Here is a 26,206-nt window from a genome sequence, read left to right as displayed (position 1 = left end):
GCGAGTCACTGGGAGAGTCCCCCGCACTCGCGCTTTTTTTCGTTAATCCTGAAGTAAGTACTGTCCCTTATGGTAGAAAATCCACTTTTCAGACAACTTCCTGAATAGCGTAAGAATTAATTATATGAGACCATACCAAATTCTCTGTTAACAACAAAATATTAGATTAAAGCAAATAACTAATCTCTTTGAAACTTACAAATTTCTTGTTACGTTCATCCCAGAGCCTGAATCGAATTGCCGGTAGGCTGGAAGTAATCGTAATCATATTTACCTTCTGGAGAGGTGGCGTGTTGTCATGAGCCTTTTCCAAATAATAGTTCGGAATTCTCGGACTCAGATGGTGCACATGGTGAAATCCGATATTACCTGTCAGCCACTGCAGCACTTTTGGTAGCTTATAATAGGAACTTCCCTCCACGGCTGCTTTCACGTAATCCCATTGTTCTTCCTGCTCGAAATACGTATCCTCAAACTGATGCTGCACATAGAAGAGCCAGATACCGATACTCCCCGAAAGTATGAATATCGGTCCCTGAACGAGTAGGAACGCCTGATAGCCCACGGTGAAGATGAGCAAGGTGGATAAGGCAACGATGACCAGATTCGTTATATACGTGTTATAGATCTCTCTCCGTTTGGCCTTCTTCCTGTTAAACCTGTTCTTGATAAGGAAGATATAGATTGGACCAACCCCGAACATAACAAGTGGATTCCGGTAGAGACGGTACATCATCCGTTTCCAGGCTGACGCAGATACATATTCCGATACCGTAAGGATCCATATATCCCCTATCCCCCTTTTATTCAAATTACCACTAGTGGCATGATGGATTGAGTGGCTTTTCTGCCATTGATGATAAGGAAAGAAAGTCAGGACACCTGTTATCGTGCCTAAGATCTCATTGGCCAACCGATTCTTAAAGAAGGATTGATGACAGCAATCATGAAAAATGATAAAGATCCGGACTACAAATCCTGAAGCTAGGACCGTTATTGCCAGAGTAAGACAGTAGGAAATCGCCAGACTTTTGTAGGCAAGGTACCAGAGCAGGAAGAAAGGCACTATCGTATTGAATATTTGCTGTAAACTGTTTTTTAGATTGGATTTTTCGTATGGCGAAACGTCTATTTTCAAATTACTTTTGCTTGAGTTACACATGATTTACTCCTGATGTTTTTTATCATCGTTGCTGATGCCAGCTTCCGCGGTGATCCTGCTTGGTATTGACAAAGACTCACCATACGAATACTTTTAAGGATTATTGTTTTACCTTTTTCTATTTAATCTTTTGAATTAGTGACTGATTGGCAACGTATAGTAATTAAATGCTTGATCCAACAAGGCACTGGCTTCTTGACGCTTCAAAAGCTGTTTGGAGCGGAAGTCTATGGAGCCGTCTACATTGATCTTGGTATTCGGGTCCATGATACCTTGGGAAACCAAAGCTGTGACTGCTTTAACTGCCCAAGCATCCGTTTCGCCACTTAATTTAACCTTAATTCCAGGCTCAACCTGTTTCAGATTCTGGATCATTACCGCCGCCATTTGTCTAGTGATAGGAGAATTAGGCTGATAATTACGTAGTCCGGTCATCATCTGCTTCTTATTCGGTTCAATCATGAAAGGTTGTTTATACCACCCGTGGGCGCGCAGCAGCACTTCTGAGAATTCTCCCTGAGTCATCGTTCCTTTCGGATCGAAGAGGTTGGCTGACTTTCCGCTCATGACTTCCAAAGCATTAAGGTTGTTTATATATGAAATATATTTACTATCCGCAGGTACATCAGAAAATGGTGAATCAATGTTTATTTTTTGCGCATAAGCAACGAGATCTGGGAGCTGCATGTAATACAAATATGCAATATGGCCTGCTTCATTTTTATTAAACGTCAATTTATTACCTGATTCATCTTCAAATAATAAAGGGTGGATCATTTTTAGTGTATGTTTGCCTGATGTTCCTGTCTCCATTATTAATTTCCCGTCCGAATACGAAACCTTCGTCCTTAAGGCAGCGATACGCGTGTTTTGGTATAATCCCACGTAGTCTTGGGCCTGCTGCTCACTTAATGTTGCGTAGGTTGACTTTAGAACCTCTGATTTTCTCGGATAATAATGATTCATAAATTCTTCATACACGTCAAGACTCATCATGGAGTCGTTATTGTAGGACATGTACATGGCTGTATTCTTCTCAGGCAGAATAACAATCAAGGAAGAATGCCCTGTAACATTCCCTCCTTTTAGAATCACATGCTGATTATTCATCTTCTCTTTGAAGTAGCCTTCAAATCCGATTGTTGTAACCGGGAACTCCTTGTCAGGGAATAATTGGTATGTGTGCATTTGCTCTATGCTCTTTGGACTCACCACTTCTTTACCTTTGTACTTGCCCTTGTTCAGGTGCATAATGAGGTACTTTGCCATGTCATCTGCTGTTGAAACGATACCGCCTTCAGGTTTTTCCGTTGGTTTAAACCCGTCCAAGGGAATCAGTTCACCTGTTGGTCCATAGTGAGCAGCCATTCTGCTTAACAATTGGGGGGTAAACCGCACACTCGTCGAATTCATGCCTAACGGTTTGAAAATATTCTTTTCCATATATTTGGAATATGACATACCGGTTACGTTTGCTACTGCATATCCCGCTAGCATGAAGCCAAAATTGTCATAAGTGTACGCTTCTCCTGGAGGCCTGACAACAGTTGGCATATTTGATGCAATGTACTTCTTCATTGGAAAATATTTGTCCGCGAATTCTGGATGCATTTCCATGAGAATATCTGGTTCATCAAATCCACTTGAATATGTAAGTAGATCAAACATCGTCAGTTTTTTTCCTGTTTTATTCGGAACCTTTATTCCTCCTAAATATTCTTGGATATCGTGTTTTAAATCCATTTTCCCTTTATCGACCAACTGCATTGCTGCCAATGCAGTGAATGACTTTGTAACAGAGCCGATTTGAAAAACGGTATTTTTATCAACAGGGATTTTTTTGCCCTTGTCGGCATACCCGTAACCTTTGCTTAGCATCACTTTCCCACCTGCGACGACCACAAAATTAGAACCAACGGTATTAAACTTTTTCATTTTGTCCGCAAAGACACCATCTGCAAAAGCCTCTAGTTCCTTGGCATCTCGCGGCCCCTCCAAGCTAGCCTTTTCAGATGCAACTGGTATGTTAACGGGTGCGGCAACTGACGCGCCGTTGGGTGCCATACATGCGGTAGTTATCGTAGTAGATAATAGTAGAACCGCGAGAATGGTGTAAATCATTTTTTCCATGAATGGTTTCTCCTTGAAATGTATTTTTGCCTTATCGTCCGGCAAAACCAAGTATGGCAAAGGATTTGTCATACCAACAAGTTACATTTCGTCACCCACCATACCAAATCACTCCAAAGTGTCATATGACAATTAGGCACTAGGTTTTAAAGGGGCTATGAACCCCTTCACTTCAATTTCTTCTTTACCGTCTCTCCTTCAATTAACACGGGCTGATAATAGGTTTGGTTGCTTAGATCCTTCTTCCCTTGTAGTTTCTTAATAACCCAGTCGGCGGCATCACGGCCCATTTGTTCCTGTGGGTGTGTCAATGTTGTTAGTTTGATGTTTGCATTTTTGGAAATATAGGAATTGTCTTGGCCAATAATGGACAAATCTTCGGGAACGGATATACCAAGTTGTCTGCATACATGTACAACTTCTAGTCCGACCTCGTCGTTATAGCAGACAATTGCGGTTAAATCGTCTCTTTGTTCGGTCAGAAATTTCTTCAAGTTGGTGGATAGGTCCTGCTTCGTTTCTGTATAGAATGAGAGCACTTGCTCGGGGTGAAACCGTAATTTGGCTTCTCCAAGCGCTTTGATATAGCCCTTCATTCGATACTTTCCTTGTAAATCGTCCATTTTGGCAATGATGCCAATCTGTGTGTGTCCGTTAGCGATCAATTCTTTGGTTGCCAGATAGCTGGATTGTACGTCATCGAGGCAAAAGAAGGGAACCTCCAACTCTTCATAATAGGCATTAATCATGATGAATGGAACATCCTGTTCCTTGAACGTCAGATAGTAAGCGATATTGGGATTATATAGATTGCTCTTCGTAGGCTCAATGATCAAACCATCGACACCAAAGGACAGCATCATCTCCAAAGCTTTCTTTTCCTGTGCGACATCATTATTGGTACTGGCTAATAGTAATGAATAATTATCTTCGTTCAATCTGGCTTCAATCCCGCGAATAATAGAGGGAAAGATGTAATCAGAGATGTAGGTTGTGATGACTCCGATGGTTTTATTGCTGGAATTGCCACCGGTTTTTGACCGAAATTGGTTGCTGACATAGGTGCCAGATCCTTTTTCACTTCTTAAAAAACCTTCGTTAGATAGTTCCAAAATAGCCTTTCGGACCGTCTGGCGACTAACTTTATACTTATCCTGCAAAGCGAATTCCGTTGGGATTTGTTCTCCTACGCTGTATGCCCCTGAAAGAATGTTGCTTTTTATATCTTCAAGGATGACCTGATACTTTGGTTTCACTTTATTCCTTCTTTCCAAGTTGTTCTAATACTAATTAATGTATCTATAATATTTGTATGTACATATTTTAGCATAATTATGAGTTTATTATAATCTATTGTCCTATCTGTATAAATACTAAAGTTAAAATAGAAAAACACTCGGTTCGTCAAAGCATTTGTAAGTATAACTATGGTTTTGTGTTGACAAATGTACGAACAAAAAATATACTAAGGCTGTAAACAAAAGAAAGCGCCTTCTTTCAATTATTGCGATTATAACAGTTGTTCAGAGAGAGGAGTAACGTGAGCATGGATCAAGACATTAAACAAGCGATTACTAAGGGAGAAACTTCACTTGGTATCGAATTTGGATCCACACGTATCAAGGCAGTGCTGATTGATCATCGTTTTGAAACAATCGCATCTGGAAGCTATGAGTGGGAAAACCTCTTGGTAGATGGCTATTGGACGTACAACTTAGAGAGCATTATTACAGGTCTACAAGAGGCTTATCGTGAAATGAAACAAGAGGTTGAACAAAAATACGGAATCACCCTTCATACGGTTGGTTCTATAGGATTCTCTGCAATGATGCACGGCTATATGGCTTTTGACAGCAAGGGCGAGTTGCTTGTTCCGTTCCGTACTTGGCGGAATGCGACAACCGGTGCTGCAGCAAAAGCTTTAACTGATAAATTCCAATTCAACATTCCTGAGCGATGGAGTATTGCTCACTTGTATCAAGCGATATTGAACGAAGAACAACATGTTCCTCATATTGATTTTATTACGACGTTGGCTGGATATATTCACTGGCTGCTGACTGGCAACAAAGCCATTGGCATCGGGGACGCTTCGGGGATCTTCCCAATTGATGAGACTACACATGATTATAACGAGTCGATGGTTAAGCAGTTTGATGAACTCATTGCAGCCAAAGGCTACGATTGGAAGTTACAAGACATTATTCCTAAAGTTCATATCTCAGGCGAGCAGGCAGGTGTACTAACCGCAGCGGGAGCCAAAATCTTAGATAAATCCGGAGATTTACAACCGGGTATTCCGCTTTGTCCTCCAGAAGGTGATGCGGGAACAGGAATGGTCGCTACGAATAGTGTGAGAAAACGTACTGGCAACGTGTCTGTGGGAACCTCAGTTTTTGCCATGATTGTATTAGAGAAGGATCTTTCGGCGGTATATCCGGAAATTGATCTGGTGACCACACCGAATGGTAATCCGGTCGGAATGGTTCATGCTAACAACTGTTCAAGTGATCTCAATGCTTGGCTGGGCTTGTTCCGTGAATTCTATGAGGCCATGGGGCAAAAGGCGGACCCGAATCAATTATTCAGCGTGTTGCTGAATAAGGCCCTGGAAGCAGATCCAGATGGCGGCGGCTTACTTAGCTACGGCTATTTGTCAGGAGAAAACATCACCGGAATAGAGAAAGGCCGGCCATTGTTTGTCCGTTCTCCTGAGAGCCGTTTCAATTTGGCCAATTTCATGCGCACTCATCTGTTCACTGCATTTGCTGCTTTGAAAATCGGGATGGATATTTTGACGAAGAAAGAAAATGTCGCAATTGACAGCATTCTGGCCCACGGTGGTTTATTCAAAACTCCTATTGTCGGACAAAAAATTGTCGCGGCAGCTATGGATGTTCCGGTATCCGTGATGGCAACAGCTGGAGAAGGCGGAGCGTGGGGTATGGCTATTCTGGCTTCTTACATGATGAACAAGGATCAGCAAGAAAGTCTGGAAGACTTCCTCGACCAAAAAGTATTCAGAGATGTTGAGGGACAAGAAATTCATCCCGACGGTTCCGATGTTAAGGGATTCGAAACATTCTTGGAACGCTACACACAAGGCCTGGCGATTGAGCAGGCTGCTGTAGATAATCTAGTGGAAAACTGGAGGAATTGACGTGTTAGAGCAGCTGAAAGAAGAAGTATTTCAAGCCAATCTGGATTTGCCTAAACATGGACTCGTGAAATACACCTGGGGTAACGTAAGTGCTGTTGATCGTGAGCGCAGCTTATTCGTTATCAAACCGAGTGGTGTTAGCTATGACACGATGAAACCTAGCGATATGGTAGTTGTTGATTTTGACGGCAATGTTGTTGAAGGAGAGATGAGACCTTCATCGGATACACCGACTCATGCCGTACTTTACAAGCACTACGCAGAAATCGGCGGTATTGTGCACACGCATTCGACCTGGGCGACCGTTTGGGCTCAAGCCGGCCTGGATGTACCTGTAATGGGGACTACTCATGCAGACACCTTCTATGGTTCTGTTCCTTGCGCTCGTTTCTTGACACAAGACGAGATTGATCGTGGTTACGAAGCCGAAACAGGCCGTGTCATTATCGAAACTTTTGAGCAGCGTGGGTTGGATATTTTAGCAGTGCCAGGTGTCCTGCTTAAGGGTCATGCTCCCTTCACCTGGGGCAAAGATGCGAAATCCGCAGTTATGAATAGCGTCGTATTGGAAGAAGTTTCGAAAATGAACCTATTCGCACGGGAATTGAATCATTTTGCTGAAGAATTGCCGCAGCGTATTCTAGATAAACACTATTTGCGCAAACATGGGAAAGACGCTTACTACGGGCAAAAATAAGACCAACTAAACTAACAAACGAAGAAAAGAGGATGAATGTTATGTCAACAGTAGGTACAAAACAGTTCTGGTTTGTCGTAGGTTCACAACATTTGTATGGGGAAGAAGCATTAGCAGAAGTGAAAGCACACGCACAAGAAATGACCGATGCCTTAAATAAAAGCGGTGTGTTGCCTTATCCGCTCGTATTGCAGGATCTGGCAGTTAGTGCAGACAAAATCACCAGCCTCATGAAAGAAGTCAACTATCGTGATGAGGTTGCTGGTGTCATCACTTGGATGCATACTTTCTCACCTGCAAAAATGTGGATTCGCGGTACTAAATTGTTGCAAAAACCGCTGCTTCATTTGGCTACTCAGTATAATGAAAGCATTCCTTGGGCTACAATTGACATGGACTTTATGAACCTCAATCAGGCAGCTCATGGTGACCGTGAATATGGATTTATCAATGCCCGTTTGAAAAAACAGAATAAAGTGGTTGTAGGGTATTGGGAACGCGCGGAAGTGCAAAAGCAAATCGCTGAGTGGATGGATGTAGCGGTTGCTTATAACGAAAGCTTCAATATCAAAGTTGCCCGTTTTGGCGACAACATGCGTAACGTTGGTGTTACGGAAGGGGATAAAGTCGAAGCCCAAATCCAATTTGGATGGACCGTTGACTACTTCGGAATTGGCGACCTTGTTCAGTACGTCAATGCTGTGAAGGAAGAAGAAATTGATGCTTTATTCGCAGAATATGCCAAACTGTATGAATTTGATTATGGTACTTACAGCAAGGAAGCTTGGGAATCCAGCGTAAGAGTGCAAGCAAGCTATGAAATTGCTATTAAACGATTCCTGGATGATGGTGGTTATACTGCCTTCACTACAAACTTTGAAGATCTCTACGGTATGAAACAGCTTCCTGGTCTTGCCGTTCAACGTTTGATGGCACAAGGATACGGCTTCGCTGGTGAAGGAGACTGGAAGACTGCAGCGCTCGATCGTCTGCTTAAAGTCATGAGCCATAATCAATCCACTGGCTTTATGGAAGACTACACCTATGAATTAGCAGCTGGTCAGGAATCGATCCTTCAATCGCATATGCTTGAAGTTGATCCAACGTTGGCAAGCAACAAGCCTAAAATTATCGTTTCTCCGTTAGGTATCGGCGATCGTGAAGATCCAGCCCGTCTGGTGTTTGACGGTAAGGCAGGAGACGGTGTGGTTGTTTCCATGGCTGACTTTGGCACACATTATAAACTGCTGATCAATGAGGTTACTGCATTTGAACCAACAGTTCCTGCTCCCAAACTTCCAGTGGCCCGTGTACTGTGGAACGTGAAGCCAAACTTCCAAGATGGAGTTAAAGCATGGATTGAGAACGGCGGCGGTCACCATACTGTAGTTTCCTTGAATCTAACTACAGACCAAATTGTTGCTTATGCAAAACTGGTTAACCTGGAATACGTAATTATTAAATAATTATAGATCATCTATAAAAGCATTGGGTCAGTCCTCAGGACCCAATGCTTTTTATTGTTTCTCAGAGGATTTTAATTCTTAAGGATGTGATACTATGGCGAATTTACCATCTGCGGCAACAAAATTGGTTATGGTTGAAGGTATACCTGGCTCTGGAAAATCTACATTATCCCAATATATACAGGACACCTTAAACACGCAACTTACGACATCCCGCTGATTATGAATCGGTTGCATGTGTGCCGAATGAGGAACTTGATAGGCTCCGGTCTAGCTATGCCGATGTATTTCATGATATTGATCCATTTGTATCGCTAAGCGGTAACGACTCATTAATCGCATACGCGCTTGCGCAGCAATTAGCTCAAAATGAAATTCCTTCTAGTTTGTATGAGGAAATCCGGCGCTATGAAATCTACGATGGAATACCTGTAGAAAAATATGGCGAGTTGATGGTTCAACGTTGGAGTTCTTTTGCTAAGAATCAGCGAGAAAAGGATAAGCTGGTCATACTCGAATGCTGTTTTTTACAGAACCCAGGGTGTGCATTACTCGCTCGACATGATGCTGGAGATGATCGACTTGTTCAGCACGTATTACAGATTGCGGAGCAAATTCAGGACCTTAATCCAATTTTGTTCTATCTGAAGCAACCTAGTGTCCGTGAGACGATTGAGCGAGTGAAAACGATGAGGCCTCAAGAGTGGCTAGATTTTGTGATTTGGTACCATACGGAGCAGGATTATGGAAAAAATAAGGGGTTGCACGGGTACGATGGATATATACAGTTCCTTGAACATCGACGAGAGCTAGAATTGCACATTATTGAGCAGCTTCCTTTTCAAACTTTTATAATGGATAACTCCGATTATGATTGGGAGAATCAACAGCAGACTGTTTCGAACATCATGATGAAGTATTTATAATCTCGGGAAACGATAGTTTAATTAGACAAAGTAACCATTTGCAGCCTTACCGGCACTTATATATAGAATTTACATACAGAGGAGGTGCAAGAGGTGCAGCGTTGGATTGAGGAAGCCCGGCTAGGCGATCAAATCGCATGGGAGCAAATTGTACAGCATTTCAGTGGGATGGCTTTTTCAGTAGCATATACGAGGTTGGGGGATTGGGGTCTGGTTGAGGATACAGTTCAGGAGGCGTTCGCTGAAGCTTTTGCCAATCTCCATAAATTACAGGAAGCAGAGGCGTTCCCTGGATGGTTCAAGATCATTGTCGAACGTCAATGTCATCGTCTTCTACGCCGGAAGAAGCCCACGATGATGCCGTTGGACGAAACTATAGTCATGGATGTAGAGAAATTTGATGTGGAGCTTATCGCTGAAAGAAGGGAATGGCACCAAAAGCTTCATCAATCCGTCGAGGGTTTATCTGACAAGTTGAAACTGGCGGTTCAGCTGTACTATTTTCAAGGGTATTCAATCGGTGAAATATCAAGCTATCTATGTGTATCTCCATCCGTGCTGAAAAAACGATTGTTCGATGCCCGCAATAAGCTGAGAGCCTCGCTGCTTGTCAGCGACTTTGTATCCATGTTTAACGATATTTACGAAGGAGGGGAATCGGTGCTACATATAGTCAACGGAGACCATGTTGGTGACAAGCTGAGGAAAGGGAACATTCGCGGAGATATCCTGGTCTGGAGAGAGGTGTATCCGGTAGGTCCGGTTTTCCTTGAAATGGGCGAGCCCTCATCTAGAGCAGCAAGAGTGGAATATTTGGAGAGAACTCTCGGGATTCCAGCAGAAGAATATGTATCCAATTGCGAGGCTCAGGAGCAGACTCTGCATAACTTTCATAAGTACGACGAAGTCGTGCTATGGTTTGAGCACGATTTGTTCGACCAGCTGATGCTAAGTTACTTGTTGTACTGGTTTTCAATGCAAACCCTAGGCCAAACCAAACTGAGCTTGCTGTGCATCGGCAACTACCCAGGTATTGAACCGTTTAGGGGCTTGGGACAGCTTACAACGAAGCAGTTAGAAAAATTGTCAGGCACGTGGCAGCAGATTGGCCAGCAGGAGCTTGAGATGGGCAAAAGAATCTGGGAAGCATATACCTCCCCGGATATAACGCGGTATATTGATATTTTGCACGAAGACACATCTGCCCTGCCTTTTGCTCATGCGGCACTTGAACTGCACCTATCTCGTCTACCTTCTACCGTCAATGGGCTGGGCATCGTAGAGCAGACAACTTTGGAACTCATCCAGCAAGGAGTAAATACTCCACATGAATTGTTTAAGCAGATCGGGAACCGAATAAGTGGTTTGGGCATGGGTGATTTGGAATTTTGGTACCGTTTGAGGAATATGTCGGAGCAACCACATGCACTATTGGAGATTCAAGGTCGCCACTCATTTCCTGATCATCAAAAGAAAACAACTCCATTCTTTGAGCAATGCGTTGTTGCATTAACGGAAGTAGGGAGGAATACAGTGGCGGGAGTACATGACTGGGTGAAGATAAAGGGAATAGACGAGTGCTATGGTGGTTTATGGCTACAAGGTGATTTGGCATGGCGTTGGGATTCAGAGGGAAAGCAGTTGGTGTATACGTAACTTATCCTAAATAACAGCAAGTTCTCTATAAAGTGACTAAGAGTGAGGCATGAAAAATGAGGTGTCTTTCCATAACAAATAGGCCATTCCTTCGGGGAAGGCCTTTTGCTTGATTTAGAATGTGGAACAGGCTTAGTTCATATCAAAAGTCCAGTCACATCCTGATACCCCATACTAACCAACAATTCATTACCATTTAGCTCATGCACTTTCTTCACTGTCACATCTAACTCCATATCAAGTATATACTGCAACACTTCAGCAACATACTTAGGTTGGTTCAGATTAATAGAATATTGTTTACCCTCTTTCATCACACGTAATCCCTCATTCAAAGGGCTACCAGTGACAATTGTATCTTTAGTAGTAAACTGAATTATAAATTTTATATCTTTATTTTCAGAAATAATAGTCAACTTGGATCTACAGTAAATATCTCTGACTGTTTTATAACTCCACAAGTACGTATTCCCACTAACTACTATTTTCCTCATAGCACTCTAGTCCCCATTCCTACAAGGTTTACAGAATCATTACAGATTCTGCTTCTTCAGCATTTCAGTCCGAAAACCGTTCTTCCCTGACAAAAGAAAATATTCCAACAATAGCCCAGGTCATGGGGGATCTTCGCCTTATGTCCCTTATTTTACTTGATTTCTATGCATTGTACAGTTTGCGTACAGTCCCAAGATGGATCGCGCATTAATTCTTGAAATCCTACATAACAATTCCTGGTTATTCATATACATAAACTGTTGATTTAATTATTGGGAAGCTGTATTCCACGAGAGTAACAAAATCAGCTATGTTTCTTATAAAAAGCTGAGTTCAATTTTTATTTTCGCAAGAAAATTCTCACTTTTTAGCAGAAATGATTTATAATTATCAGATAAAAGTAGATATAATTTTTAAATGATTATATTTAAGTTATAATGGAGATAGAAAAGGTATGTTCCTGAGTGGAGCCTTGCTTCTTGAGTCAGTTAAGCAGGAGGGCCTGCTCTTTTTTGCAAATATAAGAGATAAGGAAGGTTTTTATGAATAGTATTCAGAAAAATACAGACGTTATCTTAATTGGTGCCGGAGTCATGAGCGCGACTTTGGGATCATTGCTGAAAGAGTTAGCACCGGAATGGGAAATTAAAGTGTTTGAGAAACTGGCAAGTGCAGGAGAAGAAAGCTCTAACGAATGGAATAATGCAGGCACGGGTCATGCTGCACTGTGCGAGCTGAACTACACATCCGAAAAAGCGGACGGATCTGTAGATATTCGTAAAGCGGTTAATATCAACGAACAGTTTCAGCTCTCAAGACAGTTTTGGTCTTTTCTTGTCAACAGTAATTTGATTCGTAATCCACAGGACTTTATCAGGCCCATACCCCATATGAGTTTAGTAATGGGTGAAAAAAACGTATCTTTTTTAAAAAAGCGCTTTAAAGCGCTTTCAAGTGTTTCGCTATTTCAAGGCATGGAATTTTCCGATGACCCTGAAAAGCTGAAGGAATGGATTCCGCTAATTATGGAAGGTCGTACATTGAATGAACCGATTGCGGCAACCAAAATCGACTCTGGAACAGATGTCAACTTTGGTGCTTTAACACGCATGTTGTTTGACCATTTAAAAAGCAAAAACGTCGAGATTAAATACAAGCATAGTGTAAAGGATATTAAACGTGCGAGTGATGGCTCGTGGAAAGTCAAAGTGCATAATCTGGATAACGGAAAAATCGAATATCATACTGCCAAATTCGTTTTTATCGGTGGTGGGGGCGGAAGTCTACCTTTACTCCAAAGAACTGGCATTCCTGAGTCCAAATATATCGGGGGATTCCCGGTAAGTGGACTATTTATGGTATGTAACAATTCTAAAGTGGTCGCCCGGCATCATGCAAAAGTATACGGTAAAGCGAAGGTCGGTGCTCCACCTATGTCTGTCCCGCATCTGGATACTAGATACATCGGTAACCAAAAAGCGCTGCTGTTTGGACCGTTTGCCGGCTTCTCACCAAAGTTCCTGAAAACGGGTTCAAATCTGGACCTGATTGGTTCCGTAAAACCCAATAACCTCATCACGATGTTGGCGGCAGGGGCAAAAGAGATGGCATTGACCAAATACCTGATTCAGCAAGTGATGTTATCGAATGAAAAGCGCCTGGAGGAATTACGCGAGTTTATTCCCAACGCCAAAATTGAGGACTGGGATATCGTGGTAGCAGGTCAGCGTGTGCAGGTGATCAAAGATACAGAGGGCGGTAAAGGAACCCTTCAATTTGGTACGGAAGTGGTTAGTTCCGCTGACGGCTCGGTGGCTGCATTGCTCGGTGCTTCTCCGGGGGCTTCTACTGCTGTCCACGTTATGCTGGAGGTATTAGAGAAATGCTTCCCACAACATATGGAAAAATGGGAACCAAAAATAAAAGAGATGATTCCTTCTTATGGATTGTCGTTAGCGGAAAACTCAGAGCTTTACCAACAGATCCACAATACCACTACAGAGGTGCTGGGTCTGGGCGAAAAAGAACCGCTGCATCGTTAATTATTGGCTGCAGATACGGATTTTAAATTTTATTCGATAACATTATTACCTTGCCTTTCAAAGAAGACTATTTTTCCTAAAAACCGATTGTAAATGAATCTATACGATTGAAAAGTTTCTTGAGTTTAAAATACTGTTCCATGAGCGGTGGAGAGTCTCCCCACCGCTAAATTACTTGCTTATGAATATAGAGGTTATTAGTAATTCCTTATATATAAAAATTAAATTTTTATTATAATTATTTAGCCAAAAGGATGAACTAAAATGGACTTTTCTTCTATAATATCGATTGATAAACTTCAGGATGGGCTTATTAAATGGTCTAACCATAAAAATAATTATGATCAATATAATCCAACAATGAAAATCAATGTAGATAAATTCTTTGATTATTTATATTCAAATGCGTTGTTTTTTTCTGGAGAAAATAGTGAGCTTTTGTTTCAGATATTTTTTATTGCTGAAAAATATAGTACTTGTAGTCATTCATTAAATATGATTGATCTTCAAGATGAGATTAATTTGATAGAATCAAAAACGATTGGATCTTTATCTATTCCTGGACATATAAATTGCTCTATGGAAGAAAATTTGTATGCTATTTTAAATAGTCTCTGCAATAAATATAAAACAACATTAGTAAACTTACTTTCTTTTCATTCTAGAGAAAATCTTTTAAAAAGCTTTTATATGAATGCTAGTATTGTGAGTTATATCTCTGCCCAAGCTTATAATTGGAAAACAGATATTAATATAGAAGCAAGGACGGATATCAGTTATATAAACTTGATTTCGGAAACATTCTCCACTATATACGAAAAAAATAAAAATATAGTAAGTAATTTTTTTGGTAGTGAAAAAAAATCTTTCGAGTATTTAATTCATTTTATCTTAAATAGCCAAGTGGATTTTGCAAAAAGAAATAATGAAACGATTGAAATAAGAGAAATATTAAAAATTACTAGGTTACTTATTAGTACAGAACAATTACGAAAAAACCTTCCGTATATATACGAAATAGGTGGGACAGTAAAATTAGAGAATAATCAAATATTAGTTGAAGGATCGCTAAATGATAAGATTCATAGTTATCTAAATATTAATAATGAAAAAATAATTAACATACAAAGTGAGGAATTAAGAGAAATTTATAAGGAATTTGAGAAAAAAAGAGGGTATTCTCCATTTTTATTAGAAGAGTATTTGTATAATTATGATACAAAGTTTTTAGAAACAAGAACATTGGCGACACTAATTGAAGAGGATGCTCTAATTGAAGATATATATTCAAAGACTAAGCAATCTAAACTAGAAATAATTAATATGTTGGGGGATTTAACTTTAAAACCCACTGATGAAAACAATATTTATACTATAATTTTTAGAAATGATAATAGACTTTTTCGTACGCCATTAATAAAAGTCTCTAATTATTTTCTGATTTCGTTTTTTGTTCTTATAGAGTCTGCAATCTACTTTAGGTATAGAATTCTCAAAAATGAATTAGATGAAAAACTAGATAAAAAGACAAAGAATTTGGTGAAAGAAAAGTTTGATGAAATAGATATAAAAAAACTAAGGGGAAATTTTGAAAAGAGAGACGTTCATTATGAAATTAATTATCCACTGAATCAGCAATTAAAATGTAAGCATTTATTTGAGAACAAAAAGGGGATTCCTCAAGAAATAGACTGCTATTTTATAAAAAATAAAAAGTTGTACATTATGGAATTGAAAAATAGAGATTTCCAGAGAAATTTACACGAAATTAGTAGAGCATTCCAAAAAACAAAAAAATATTTAATTGGCTTAAATAAGCTTAGAGATATTATTAATCAAAATAAGAAGCTAATGGAAGAAGTTCTTGGTGGAGAATTTAATGAGATTCATATATTTTTAACTCATAAATTTCCACATTTCTTAGATGGAACTTATGATAATGAGAATGAAGTTAATATATGCTCCTTTGAAGCTTTCCTGAGTTTTTGCAAAAAGACCATTTGATATTCAATTAAATAAATAACAAGTAATAGTAAAATACAGAAAGAAGAATTGCTAGAGTTTGAAATCATCCGTTTACGAGAACAATTTTCGACCGATAGGATGTTATAAATTAATTTTTAATGAATACTTTGAATTTTGGGAAGCCGTTTTCTAAAGAAATAAAAGAAGCATCTTCTTTTCTGATGCTTTTTTTCTCCATGATCCTTTTATGACTTGACGTGATTAAACTATTTCTCACTAAATATACTTGTCCGTACTCATCGTAAATGATTCATGATAATTAACCCCACATTTGAGGCTGTCTTGGAGAATTCAGGTGAACATTGAGAAGCTATTTAGTAAGTTTTCTAGGTAACAAAAATTCAATTATAGGGATTTCTTAGGCATGTATCCAGAATAGAAGATATAAGATTGGTGAAATAATTCTTTACCGATCGTTCCCGATATGTTAGGATAAAGCCAGACAGAGAAGAAAGACATATCAGCGACCAATGTAGAACGATCGTTTCCAAAAGGTCATGCAAATTAATCCAAACCTATTCTAAACAGGGGGTAGCTACGATGGCCAGGAGCAAAGAATTTGAGGAAAACGTTGTTCTGGAAAAAGCTATGAAGCTGTTCTGGGAGCAGGGGTATGAGAAAACCTCGATGAATGATCTTGTCGAGCACATGGGGATCCATCGAAGAAGTATCTATGATACTTTTACCGACAAGCACACCCTGTTTCTTAAAGTGATGGACCGATTCGGAGAGCGAGTTAGTGGTAGATGGTCGGCAGGGATCAAGCAATCCCAGACGGCTAAGCAGGCACTTCAGTTCATTTTCGACTTTATCATTAATGGTGAAGAGGACGTACCGCCCGGTTGCATGTTCGTGAATTCGGCTGTCGAATTAGCAGCTCGGGATGAGGAGATTGATGCGATAGCGACGAAGGCCTTTGCAAAATCGGAGGAGCTGCTTGCAGAAATCGTAACGTGGGGACAGCAAAACGGCGAATTCACACAGCAGTACGAAGCGAAGGAATTGGCTGAGTATCTGCAAAATGCATTAGCGGGACTGAGGGTGATGGTGCGGACTTCCGTTCCGAAAGAAAAGCTGCAACGGATAGCCGAGTTAAATCTACGTACTTTAGAGACATAGACGATACACGAAAACAAATTTTTTTCATGTTATTAGAACGATCATTCTCAATTTTATAAAAATGAGGAGGAAATAAATCATGACAAACAAAATCGCGTTAATTACCGGAGCAAGCAAAGGAATCGGACTGGAGATTGCCAGACAATTGGGGCGGCAAGGGATAACGGTATTGGTTGCTGCGCGCACAAAAACAGCAGCAGATGAAGCAGCGGCCGGGCTATTGCAAGATGGCATTCAGGCAGTCGGCGTGAAGCTGGAGGTTACGAATTCTGCACATATCGCGGAATTGGCGCAATTCATTGAGAAGACTTACGGTCGGCTGGACATTTTGGTCAACAATGCAGGCATTTTGGCAGAAAAAGCGGGTTATGACGGGGATGCTTTCAGAGATACTTTTGAGGTGAACACGTTCGCACCCTATTTGATTACAGAAGCACTGTTGCCATTACTGTTAAAGAGCGAAGCAGGCAGAATCGTCAACCAAAGCAGCGCTATAGGCTCGATTCAGTTCCAACTTTCCAATGAACGGGTGCAGCGGCTTGCTACCCCGGCTTATGCCGCATCTAAAGCAGCTTTGAATATGCTGACGGCCTACTGGGCGCAAAAAAACAGTGGGACGCATCTGAAGGTTAACTCCGTACACCCCGGCTTGGTCAAAACGCAGATGGGTGGGGAAAAGGCGGAACTGTCGGTGGAGGATGGAGCAAAAACGGCGGTCCGACTGGCGACCCTGCCAGAGGATGGTCCAACAGGCGGATTCTATTACATGGATGATCAGCTTCCGTGGTAAAGCGTTATGCATGAAAGAAAAAGATAATATATGACATTGTAACAGCAATTATCAGTTCGTGTATGGTGAGTGCAGACTGGATTGGTCATACCGAAGGATTTGCTCTAAAATTATAACCAATGGGCGGTTTCAGGAATCACGAGAGCAAAACGATATCCTTTAAGGAGGCTATTTTGGAAACTTTCATTTACATGGTGAGACATGGCGAATCACCGAAGACGGAAGGAAATGAAAGAACTAGAGGGTTGACGGATAAAGGGAAGTCAGATGCCTATCGAATAACGGAATTACTGAAAGGAGAGGGGATCGGGGTCTTCGTTTCAAGTCCATATCAACGAGCAATCCTAACCATCCAAGAATTAGCCCGATGTTCAGGACAAGAAGTTTTGGTATTCGAGGATCTTAAAGAAAGGATCTTTTTGAATGAAGACCACCGAATGCCCGATGAGGAATTATTCCCTTTATTAGATAAGTCATTTTCTGATCCAAACTTTGCTTACAGGGAGGAGAGTCTAATACGATTTGTCAGAACCGAAGTATAGCAGTTCTAAAAGAATTGTTAAAAACCTATCGAGGACAGAAAGTTGCATTAGGCACTCATGGGGCAGTTATGACTTTAATGATGGGGTATTATGACAAGCAGTACGACTTGGATTTTCTACTACACACATCCAAACCAGATGTATACAGAATGAAGTTCAACGATCAGGAGTTAGTCGAGGTAAAAAGGTTATGGTGTATGCGGTAGTGGTTTGTGAGGAAATGGTATAGGGACTATTCTTTAAAAAGAGACTACCCTTGGCGAAGGGCAGTCTCTTTTTAAATCTTACCGTTGTAGCTATTGTGGTGAACCATTAAGCAAATCTTCGGCTATTTTAACCAAATCTTCTTTGGTCAGCGGGCTGTCTTGGTTATCGGATATGTTGTAGTGTAAATGTCTTTTTTCATCGAGCCATCCCAGTCGGTTTTTTCCTGCTTCCAAGGGCTTGCTTGCTTCACTTGCCCTGATGTAATAGACCTTGGTTCCTTTGATTGTCACTTGCTCAGCCGAATCCTGTTCATTTTGCATGATGGTCGTCTTCGTGACTTCAGGAGTGTATTTGGTGACGGTAATGTTTACATAGTCGTTTCCTCTCGCATACCGGGCAAAGGAGGAGTCTGACTTGTCCCAGTTCAGCTTTTGAATAAACAGATTTTCACCCTCCGGTGCAGCTTTGGCCTGTTGCATCAGTTGATCGGTTAAAGCGCGATATTCCTTTTTATCCATCATTCCAGGATATGCAGCGACTGGATAGACGTATCCAAATTCAAACTGATAGCCATCCGGTAGGTGAGTAGGGTTGTTGAATAAAGGAGCCTCAGTCCGCTTGATTTCATCTTGTAAGCTGTTGAAACTTAAAAGTTCAGCCGGTTTGTACGCAAACAGGGCCGGATTAGATAGGTTTTTTTGATTCATAGAATCGTCCTTGACGTAATAGGCAGCATACTCTCCTGGCTGCAAACGGCCTTTCACCTCTTTGTCCCACTGTGCGTAGGTCGAGGTATATGCTTTGGAGGCGTCCGTTTCGGTAGGGGGTTTGGCGGTATTTAATACGACATTACCCGTGCTGTTACGGAATTCCAGATATTGTGAAGCTGCGTATCCGGTCACAGAGGCCCCTACTACAAAAAGCAAAATCATGATGGGGACAGTCAAGCGAGGCTGAAAATAGATTTTTCCGATATTTCCTTTTTTGGGCATCGCCTTTTGGTAGACCTGTTCCATCACTTTGTCAGAGACGTCAAAAGCCTGAATTTTCAAAGCGTTCTCTGGCTCGGTTAGCTTGTCCATGTTTTTTAATCCCCTGTCTTGCAGATCGGTGTATTTCAGGCTTTGTTTTTGAATTCTGTCTTGTAACTCACGCATTTGTGGTCCTCCTTTAGGGGCTCCATTATTTTTTTGAGCTTTGTTTTTGTCCTGCCGTATTTTTTCTTGATAGCGTCCTCGCTTTTGTTCATGATTTCCCCGATTTCTCCAAACGTTTTTTCTTCAAAAATGCGCAGCACCAGCAGGTTACGCTCCTCCGCGTTCAGTTGCTTCAACGCTCGGCTCAGCGGTTCACTGAAAAGCTGACGTTCCATAACCTGCGCTGCACTGTCTGAAGTCATGTCAGCTGAGGTGAACAGGGTAAGTTTAAATTTGCGCTGTAGATTCTTCCTGCGAATCAGGTTCAGGCAGTGATGATAGGCCATTTTATACAGCCATGAGGAAAAGCCCACTGTCGGCTTGTACCTGCTGATTTTCTCAAAAGCATTGACGAAAATATCCTGCACAGCCTCTTCTGCCTCCTGCTCACTTCCTAATAGCCTCCAGCAGTACACAAAAATCTGACGCTGATACTCCTTTACAATGTAGGCGTAATCCTGGATTTCGCCGGCTTGAACTCGTTTGATTCTGTATTCGATGTCCTCATTCAAGGATTTAGGCACCCCCTCTGATCAAAAAGCAAACTATATCTGTATAACAAACGAAGATGACCAAAAGGGACACCTTGTCTAAAATTTTTTTAAGTGTTCTAGCGACTCTTTAAGAGAATACGATAAAGCAGAACAATTATCACCCACGTAGTTAGTTTTATAGAGTTAAAGGTATATTGTGGAAGTGGGGGGATGGTAAAATGAAATTAAGAATTGATAAGAAGGAGGTCTACGGTTTCTAATGAATGAAAGTGCTAAGAAATATAATTTTGATCGTGTGATGCTTTACCTTCATGATCAAATGAAGCTGCTGCCTAACCTGGAATCAAAATACATTGGATTAACCATGCCATTTCCTCGACAAGCTGCACTACGGAATAGGATGATTGAGAGTATTGAGACATTGATAGCACACGATGAGGACGTTTGTATTGCTGTTCATTTTAATCAATCTGATGCTGGGGCTATTGAATATGAGAACATAATTTTTATAGGAATGGATTACTTGCATCTCAAGAGAATTGCTAATTTTATGAATAGACAAGACGTTAACCTGAATATCAAAGACACCTGCATACTTTATAGAGAATGTACTGCTGACTTAAACATAAATTTGAAAGGCAATCATTCCAGAATAACAAGTTTGAATGACCTCTTTGCAGGAGTCGAAATTCATATTGATCGTTTAAAGGCTGGAATGGGATATCGATATGAAAATATACAAGTGAATGAAGATATTATTCATTATTGCTGTCATAAAGATGATGAGGAAGGTAAGGAGCTTGGATACCAATTATTCGTAAAATCGTTAGATTACTTTTCCAAGAAATTGTTAGCTGAAGGATTTGTATTAGGGTATCCTGCTGTAGATTCTAAAATTAAAATAATGAAGGCCTCTTGTTCAATGTGTTTTTATCGAGATTATTATTACATTAGTGGAGCACATATATCACTCAAAACCGCCATGCAGCAAGCAGATTGGCAAATATGCGAACCATTGATGCAGGCCCATATGATCTGTAACAAGCTATATTTTGAAGAGAACTCCTTTTTTAGAGGGGTAGAAAATCTATGTATACTCGAGGACGAAGATGATTATAAGTTATCGTTTAAATCTAGACTTTCCACAATCATTGATATTCTAGAAGAGATGTATAACCATAAAAAAGATATTTCAGACTTCCATCTACAATTGGACAGCTATGTGCCAGTTGAAGGTGTTACTCAGTTAAAAGAGAAATTCAAAGTCATTTATAATATCGCTAAATGGAAAGATGAATTAGAGGAGCAAGAGATGAACTCGGCCATCCCGCCTGTATAGCTTACAAAAACCTTCGGCTGTTCTGGACGGGATGGCCTCACTCTTTTTATGCAGCGTACCTTCTACTTATGCCCTTTGCGTACCTTTAACAGCTTGCCCTTTACGGTCGTATTCTTCATAATTTCAAGCACCAGTGGGCCCTTGCCATTCAGAATCTCAACATCTGTCACATTATCCAGAATCGTAATGATCCCGATATCATCTGCCGTTACCCCGTCAAGCTTAGCGATGGTACCCACAAAATCGACAGCTCTAAGTTTTTTCTTCTTACCGCCGTTAAAATTGAGCTTCATAATCTGTTGGTTTAATTGCTCGCGCTTGTCGTTTTTGAGGACAGTTTTTACATGTAGATTCCGCTCGAAATCTTCTCTGCGGAGATCTACAGCCTCTTTTGAGGGGGCTTTTACTTGCGGAATTGCAAATCCAATATATGCTTCAATATCAGCTAATCGGTTGCTGTCTTTAGGAGTGATTAGAGTAATGGCTTTCCCCGTTTTGCCAGCACGTCCTGTACGGCCTGTACGATGAACATAGCTTTCCTTTTCAAGGGGAATATCGTAGTTGATGACATGGGTGATATTTGTGATATCAATCCCTCTGGCGGCTACATCCGTTGCGACCAAGTAACGAAATTGTCCCCTTCTGAATGCGTTCATTACCTCAAATCGCTCATCCTGCTCCATGCCGCCATGAATGCGATCACATGGATATTCGAGGTCAGCCAATGCTCTGAATAGTGTATCTACATGCTCTTGCGTACGGCAGAAAATGATGCAGCTGTCAGGGTTCTCAACAATGAGCAGATCCTGTAGCAGAGCCAGCTTGTCTGCCTCTCGCACCTGAATAAGAGAGTGATCAATCGTGGCTGTGGTTACACCCGTCGCCTTAATCTCAATTTCCGCAGGATCGTTCATATATTTACGTGATAGTTTGGCTACATCTTCGGGATAAGTAGCGGAAAACAACATCGTAACCCGGTCACTAGGCAACGCCTGAATAATCGACTGAACCTGCTCGATAAAGCCCATATTCAGCATCTCATCAGCTTCATCAATCACGAGATAGGCAATTCGATTTAAGGATAGCGTGCCTCGTTCAATGTGATCCAGTACACGTCCAGGCGTACCTACAGCCACATGTGTTCTTTGTTTTAGCTCGGCCTTTTGTATATGAAAAGGATGTTTCCCATAAAGGGGCGTTGCTTTGATCCGCTTAAAGCGTCCAATATTCGTGATGTCTTCAGTAACCTGTAATGCGAGTTCACGAGTTGGTGTCAGGATTAAAGCTTGGGGCTTATTCTCATTCCAATCTACTAGCTCACAAAGTGGAATACCATATGCTGCTGTTTTGCCGCTGCCTGTTTGCGATTTGGCCACAAGATCCTTCTTCGCAAGCGCAACGGGAATAACCTCCGTTTGAATCTCTGTTGGCGTCTCATAGCCCAAGCTATTCAGAGCCCTCACAATTTCTTCACTTAATGGATAATCTGCAAAATGTTTCTGACTCATTCTCAACCTCTTCTGCGCTGTATTTAAGTACCATTACATATATCATGTCATCGTGTACCGAACTTATACTCATCTAGTATACTCTATATCTAGGTTCACTCTAATACATATCAGCGATTAACTTGCTGTTTTCCAGTAAGGCAACTATACTTTTTCTGAGACGAAAAAACACAGTCTGGTTGGTAGTCCAGACGCATGGACGACTCTATATTAGCAAGAGTGCCATGTCAGTAACCTTCCCCCCTCGGGATGTCCATCGTTTCGATTTAAAATGAGGGGGATTCAAATGAAGCTTACGATTTATCATGATGGACAGTATTGGGTTGGAGTCGTGGAGAAGCAGGACCAAGGGAAATTGAAGGCAGCCAGGTACATTTTTGGTACAGAGCCTAAAGACGAAGAAATTCTCCATTTTATCCGAGAGGAAATGTGTGAACTTGTTAGTCGGCTGTCACAAGAGGTGGCTGTAAAGGGGTCTGAAACGAAGAAGATCAATCCAAAGCGGCTAGCAAGGCAGGCAGCGTATGAATTAAGGCGAAAGGGAGTCTCCTCCAACGCACAAGAGGCCTTAAAGTTAGAGTATGAGAAGCGTAAGTTGGAGAAACGTACTTACTCCAAACAACAAAAGGAATCTATGAAGGCACGGATAAGGGAATTAAAGGAAAGAAAGCGAAAGAAAAACATCGTGGACATTAATAAAACCTCCATCCTTATACGCAATTGTAACGCATTGTTTTATATCAACATATGTGAAAATATGTGTTACGCACAAAGGGCACCCGACTGGGTGCCCTTTAAACTGTCTTATAGAGATTGTTATCCGCTAAAAGAATCCATTCAACTTACTTAAGCAGTGTCAGTGTTACCTCTATTGTATTATCAATAAATGATCGTTCTGGACGAGACTTTATCATGACGGTCAGACCAATTAACGATACAACTAATGCCTGCTGCCCTGCAATGATGTAAGATTTTTCGGGTAAAATCTATACTTTCACATGTAGCAGAAAACAACTATTCATTCTTATAATTGGAAATGTAAGCGCTTAAATTATTGAGGAAGAGTATTATCAAATTATACGTGTGAGGAGGAGATTTTATGTTAAGAACTAAAGTGGGCAAGCTGGTGAGCAGTTTGGCGTTGGCGGGTGTGTTGTTATCATCTGTTCTGGTCAACCAGGCTGATGCTGGCCTGGCAAATGGAAGCAAATTTCTGGGGAATATCATTGCGGGCAGTGTCCCTCCTAGTTACGGGACATACTGGAATCAAGTGACGCCGGAGAACTCGACTAAGTGGGAATCGGTTGAAGGCAGTCGTAACAACATGAACTGGTCGCAGGCGGATACCGCCTACAATTATGCCCGTAGCAATGGTTTCCCGTTCAAGTTCCATACGTTGGTATGGGGTGCCCAGGAGCCAGGATGGGTTAAAGGACTGTCGGCTGCTGATCAGAAAGCGGAAGTGACTCAGTGGATTAAAGCAGCAGGTCAGCGCTATCCGAATGCGGCGTTTGTAGATGTGGTGAATGAGCCGTTGCATCAGAAGCCGTCCTACCGCAATGCCATTGGTGGTGACGGGTCGACCGGATGGGATTGGGTCATATGGTCGTTTCAACAGGCTAGACAAGCTTTCCCGAATGCCAAACTGCATATAAATGATTATGGTATTATCAACGACCCTTCTTTAGCCGACCAATATGTCAATATTATTAATCAGCTCAAGAGTAGAGGCCTGATTGACGGTATTGGCATTCAATGCCACCATTTCAGTATGGACAACGTCTCAGTCAACACGATGAATACTGTACTAAATAAGCTGTCGGCGACCGGGTTACCGATCTATGTGTCGGAACTGGATATAACTGGGGATGATAACACCCAACTTGCCAGATACAAAGAGAAGTTTCCAGTCCTTTGGCAAAACCCCTCAGTGAAGGGAGTTACGCTTTGGGGGTATATCCAAGGACAAACTTGGAAAGATGGTACACATCTGCTGAACTCTAACGGCACGGAACGCCCTGCGCTCCAATGGCTGAGACAGTATCTGAAGAGATAAGCTATAGGTGGCACTTAAAACCCAACAGATGCGGACTTTTGCTAAATATCCGGGCTGGGTAGTTGTTTATTTAAAGAAGTCTTGGCTGAAATGTTACACGCCCAAGGCTTCTTTTTATTTAGCTTAAACGTTTTTTTACTTGAAATAAAACCGTCCGGACGGTATAGTTAAATGGGCGGTGATCAGAATGAACACAACTAAAAAAACATTAAAAAGAGAATTAATCCTTAAAGCGGCTTCTATAATTGTACAAGAAGAAGGAGTAGAAAAATTAACGTTAGAAGCGGTGGCTAAGAAAGCGGGAGTAAGTAAGGGAGGATTGCTTTACCATTTTCCGAATAAAGATGAATTGATTCTGGGAATGGTTGAACAGCTATCGACCAGCTTTATCGCCGAATTTAATGAAAGGGCAGAAAACGATACACATTCCCAAGGTAGATGGACTCGCGCTTATATGAATACGTCATTTTCCGGGGATCAGGATGCAAGTGACCTGTATACCGCTCTCTCGGCAGCACAATTTACGAACCCTCACATGCTCAAGCTGCTTCAGGATGAGTATGCGAATATCCAAAATAAAATCGAAAACGACGAATTGGACCCAGTCCGTTCTACGATCGTCCGATTAGCTATAGATGGTTTGTGGTTTGCCGAAATGTTCGGACTCGCTCTTCCCAATGAAGAATTGAAGCAAAAAATTATAGAAGAATTAAAGACATATATAAAGGAGAATGAATGATGGCTTATTTTTTCTTGGCAATCTCTATTGCTAGTGAGCTTATTGGTACTTCAATGCTAAAAGCTTCAGAAGGTTTTACGAGACTGTATCCGACTCTATTCACGATTGTCGCGTTTGTAATCTCTTTCTTCTTTATTTCACTAACCCTCAAGACACTTCCTCTTAATATGACCTATGCCATCTGGTCAGGGGTGGGGGCTGTTGCTACAACGGTGATTTCAGTATTGATCTGGAAGGAGAAAATCAACACAGGAAGTATCGTAGGGATTGCTTTAATTGTTATTGGCGTGGTGGTATTGAACCTATTTGGTGCAGGACATGGTGAGGCAAAAGGAACAACAGAAGCAACCAGTTCAATCGTTCAAAAGTGAAATAAGGTGATATCACTCCAGTTCGTAAATAGGCGGTAGTTACTCACTTATCGACTTAGAAGATTCTAAGAATGATAAGTGGGGAA

The 26,206-nt window shown here is 41.2% G+C and carries 20 protein-coding genes and 3 pseudogenes; 15 read left to right on the top strand and 8 right to left on the bottom strand.

What is annotated here, in order from left to right; all coding sequences use genetic code 11:
- Positions 1–166: 166 nt before the first annotated feature.
- From desA to HFE01_RS12070, 3 genes are all read right to left on the bottom strand, one after another.
- Entirely contained in the window at positions 167–1,162 is a 996-nt protein-coding gene (desA, locus tag HFE01_RS12080) for a Delta(5) desaturase DesA (RefSeq protein WP_107733650.1), read from the bottom strand.
- 135 nt (positions 1,163–1,297) lie between these two features.
- Positions 1,298–3,292, bottom strand: a complete 1,995-nt coding sequence (locus HFE01_RS12075) for a serine hydrolase domain-containing protein (RefSeq protein ID WP_107733651.1) — start codon at positions 3,290–3,292, stop codon at positions 1,298–1,300.
- A gap of 167 nt (positions 3,293–3,459) precedes the next feature.
- Positions 3,460–4,548 (bottom strand): GntR family transcriptional regulator, encoded by a 1,089-nt coding sequence (locus tag HFE01_RS12070; RefSeq protein ID WP_107733652.1) that lies wholly within the window; start codon positions 4,546–4,548, stop codon positions 3,460–3,462.
- Positions 4,549–4,838: 290 nt separating this feature from the next.
- On the opposite strand from HFE01_RS12070, the gene HFE01_RS12065 reads away from it, so the two are divergent.
- The 5 genes from HFE01_RS12065 to HFE01_RS12045 all read left to right on the top strand — a co-directional run bounded on the left by HFE01_RS12065 (position 4,839) and on the right by HFE01_RS12045 (position 11,197).
- On the top strand, positions 4,839–6,452 hold the full coding sequence (locus HFE01_RS12065) for a xylulokinase (protein WP_107733653.1): 1,614 nt from the start codon (positions 4,839–4,841) through the stop codon (positions 6,450–6,452).
- 1 nt (position 6,453) lies between these two features.
- Complete coding sequence (locus tag HFE01_RS12060) at positions 6,454–7,149, top strand: L-ribulose-5-phosphate 4-epimerase (protein ID WP_031462514.1); 696 nt, start codon at positions 6,454–6,456, stop codon at positions 7,147–7,149.
- A 41-nt stretch (positions 7,150–7,190) separates the two neighbouring features.
- A complete protein-coding gene (araA, locus tag HFE01_RS12055; RefSeq protein WP_107733654.1) occupies positions 7,191–8,615 on the top strand; it encodes an L-arabinose isomerase in 1,425 nt (474 codons plus the stop codon).
- Positions 8,616–8,854: 239 nt separating this feature from the next.
- Positions 8,855–9,541, top strand: a complete 687-nt coding sequence (locus HFE01_RS12050; RefSeq protein WP_243208175.1) for a P-loop NTPase family protein — start codon at positions 8,855–8,857, stop codon at positions 9,539–9,541.
- Between the two features lie 93 nt (positions 9,542–9,634).
- Positions 9,635–11,197 carry a sigma-70 family RNA polymerase sigma factor gene (locus HFE01_RS12045; RefSeq protein ID WP_107733655.1) on the top strand — a complete coding sequence of 521 codons (1,563 nt, stop codon included), beginning with the start codon at positions 9,635–9,637 and terminating at the stop codon, positions 11,195–11,197.
- 137 nt (positions 11,198–11,334) lie between these two features.
- Here HFE01_RS12045 and HFE01_RS12040 read toward each other — a convergent pair whose 3' ends face one another.
- On the bottom strand, positions 11,335–11,613 hold the full coding sequence (locus tag HFE01_RS12040; RefSeq protein ID WP_228552464.1) for a hypothetical protein: 279 nt from the start codon (positions 11,611–11,613) through the stop codon (positions 11,335–11,337).
- 621 nt (positions 11,614–12,234) lie between these two features.
- On the opposite strand from HFE01_RS12040, the gene HFE01_RS12035 reads away from it, so the two are divergent.
- From HFE01_RS12035 to HFE01_RS12015, 5 genes and pseudogenes are all read left to right on the top strand, one after another.
- Positions 12,235–13,734: a malate:quinone oxidoreductase gene (locus HFE01_RS12035; RefSeq protein WP_025366231.1), complete on the top strand. Its 1,500-nt coding sequence runs from the start codon at positions 12,235–12,237 to the stop codon at positions 13,732–13,734.
- Positions 13,735–13,998: 264 nt separating this feature from the next.
- Positions 13,999–15,738, top strand: coding sequence for a hypothetical protein (locus tag HFE01_RS12030; RefSeq protein WP_107733656.1), 1,740 nt, complete (start codon positions 13,999–14,001; stop codon positions 15,736–15,738).
- Between the two features lie 561 nt (positions 15,739–16,299).
- Positions 16,300–16,878 (top strand): TetR/AcrR family transcriptional regulator, encoded by a 579-nt coding sequence (locus tag HFE01_RS12025; protein WP_107733657.1) that lies wholly within the window; start codon positions 16,300–16,302, stop codon positions 16,876–16,878.
- Positions 16,879–16,957: 79 nt separating this feature from the next.
- The gene (locus tag HFE01_RS12020) at positions 16,958–17,668 is read left to right on the top strand and encodes an SDR family oxidoreductase (protein ID WP_016822505.1); all 711 of its coding nucleotides are present in this window, start codon (positions 16,958–16,960) and stop codon (positions 17,666–17,668) included.
- Positions 17,669–17,841: 173 nt separating this feature from the next.
- Positions 17,842–18,416, top strand: a pseudogene (locus HFE01_RS12015) (histidine phosphatase family protein).
- A gap of 90 nt (positions 18,417–18,506) precedes the next feature.
- On the opposite strand, the gene HFE01_RS12010 reads toward HFE01_RS12015, so the two are convergent.
- Positions 18,507–19,574, bottom strand: a complete 1,068-nt coding sequence (locus HFE01_RS12010; protein WP_107733659.1) for a DUF4367 domain-containing protein — start codon at positions 19,572–19,574, stop codon at positions 18,507–18,509.
- Positions 19,535–20,125 (bottom strand): RNA polymerase sigma factor, encoded by a 591-nt coding sequence (locus HFE01_RS12005; RefSeq protein WP_107733660.1) that lies wholly within the window; start codon positions 20,123–20,125, stop codon positions 19,535–19,537. Before HFE01_RS12005 ends, HFE01_RS12010 begins: the two co-directional genes overlap by 40 nt.
- A 241-nt stretch (positions 20,126–20,366) precedes the next feature.
- On the opposite strand from HFE01_RS12005, the gene HFE01_RS12000 reads away from it, so the two are divergent.
- Positions 20,367–21,446: an elongation factor G gene (locus tag HFE01_RS12000; RefSeq protein WP_243208174.1), complete on the top strand. Its 1,080-nt coding sequence runs from the start codon at positions 20,367–20,369 to the stop codon at positions 21,444–21,446.
- A gap of 62 nt (positions 21,447–21,508) precedes the next feature.
- Here the strand turns inward: HFE01_RS12000 and HFE01_RS11995 are convergent, their stop codons facing one another.
- On the bottom strand, positions 21,509–22,954 hold the full coding sequence (locus HFE01_RS11995; RefSeq protein ID WP_107733661.1) for a DEAD/DEAH box helicase: 1,446 nt from the start codon (positions 22,952–22,954) through the stop codon (positions 21,509–21,511).
- 286 nt (positions 22,955–23,240) lie between these two features.
- Here HFE01_RS11995 and HFE01_RS11990 point away from each other — a divergent pair.
- A pseudogene (locus HFE01_RS11990) lies at positions 23,241–23,650 on the top strand (YjdF family protein).
- Between the two features lie 146 nt (positions 23,651–23,796).
- On the opposite strand, the pseudogene HFE01_RS11985 reads toward HFE01_RS11990, so the two are convergent.
- A pseudogene (locus tag HFE01_RS11985) lies at positions 23,797–23,904 on the bottom strand (TetR/AcrR family transcriptional regulator); the annotation flags it as partial.
- Between the two features lie 149 nt (positions 23,905–24,053).
- Here HFE01_RS11985 and HFE01_RS11980 point away from each other — a divergent pair.
- From HFE01_RS11980 to HFE01_RS11970, 3 genes are all read left to right on the top strand, one after another.
- A complete protein-coding gene (locus HFE01_RS11980; RefSeq protein ID WP_013373834.1) occupies positions 24,054–25,010 on the top strand; it encodes an endo-1,4-beta-xylanase in 957 nt (318 codons plus the stop codon).
- Positions 25,011–25,197: 187 nt separating this feature from the next.
- Positions 25,198–25,749, top strand: a complete 552-nt coding sequence (locus tag HFE01_RS11975) for a TetR/AcrR family transcriptional regulator (protein ID WP_016822517.1) — start codon at positions 25,198–25,200, stop codon at positions 25,747–25,749.
- Complete coding sequence (locus HFE01_RS11970; protein WP_016822518.1) at positions 25,749–26,120, top strand: DMT family transporter; 372 nt, start codon at positions 25,749–25,751, stop codon at positions 26,118–26,120. Before HFE01_RS11975 ends, HFE01_RS11970 begins: the two co-directional genes overlap by 1 nt.
- Positions 26,121–26,206: the final 86 nt, after the last annotated feature.

Source organism: Paenibacillus sp. EKM10P (assembly GCF_011800655.1).
Taxonomy (GTDB): Bacteria; Bacillota; Bacilli; order Paenibacillales; family Paenibacillaceae; genus Paenibacillus; species Paenibacillus polymyxa.
The sequence above is the reverse complement of the archived record's forward strand: the minus strand, read 5'-3'. Positions and strand labels throughout refer to the sequence as shown.

Coding starts and splice junctions, on each gene's coding strand:
- desA (WP_107733650.1), bottom strand. CDS start 1,162: ATGTGTAACTCAAGCAAAAGTAATTTGAAAATAGACGTTTCGCCATAC.
- HFE01_RS12000 (WP_243208174.1), top strand. CDS start 20,367: ATGAATGAAAGTGCTAAGAAATATAATTTTGATCGTGTGATGCTTTAC.
- HFE01_RS12075 (WP_107733651.1), bottom strand. CDS start 3,292: ATGGAAAAAATGATTTACACCATTCTCGCGGTTCTACTATTATCTACT.
- HFE01_RS11975 (WP_016822517.1), top strand. CDS start 25,198: ATGAACACAACTAAAAAAACATTAAAAAGAGAATTAATCCTTAAAGCG.
- araA (WP_107733654.1), top strand. CDS start 7,191: ATGTCAACAGTAGGTACAAAACAGTTCTGGTTTGTCGTAGGTTCACAA.
- HFE01_RS11995 (WP_107733661.1), bottom strand. CDS start 22,954: ATGAGTCAGAAACATTTTGCAGATTATCCATTAAGTGAAGAAATTGTG.
- HFE01_RS11980 (WP_013373834.1), top strand. CDS start 24,054: ATGTTAAGAACTAAAGTGGGCAAGCTGGTGAGCAGTTTGGCGTTGGCG.
- HFE01_RS12030 (WP_107733656.1), top strand. CDS start 13,999: ATGGACTTTTCTTCTATAATATCGATTGATAAACTTCAGGATGGGCTT.
- HFE01_RS12010 (WP_107733659.1), bottom strand. CDS start 19,574: ATGCGTGAGTTACAAGACAGAATTCAAAAACAAAGCCTGAAATACACC.
- HFE01_RS11970 (WP_016822518.1), top strand. CDS start 25,749: ATGGCTTATTTTTTCTTGGCAATCTCTATTGCTAGTGAGCTTATTGGT.
- HFE01_RS12035 (WP_025366231.1), top strand. CDS start 12,235: ATGAATAGTATTCAGAAAAATACAGACGTTATCTTAATTGGTGCCGGA.
- HFE01_RS12065 (WP_107733653.1), top strand. CDS start 4,839: ATGGATCAAGACATTAAACAAGCGATTACTAAGGGAGAAACTTCACTT.
- HFE01_RS12025 (WP_107733657.1), top strand. CDS start 16,300: ATGGCCAGGAGCAAAGAATTTGAGGAAAACGTTGTTCTGGAAAAAGCT.
- HFE01_RS12020 (WP_016822505.1), top strand. CDS start 16,958: ATGACAAACAAAATCGCGTTAATTACCGGAGCAAGCAAAGGAATCGGA.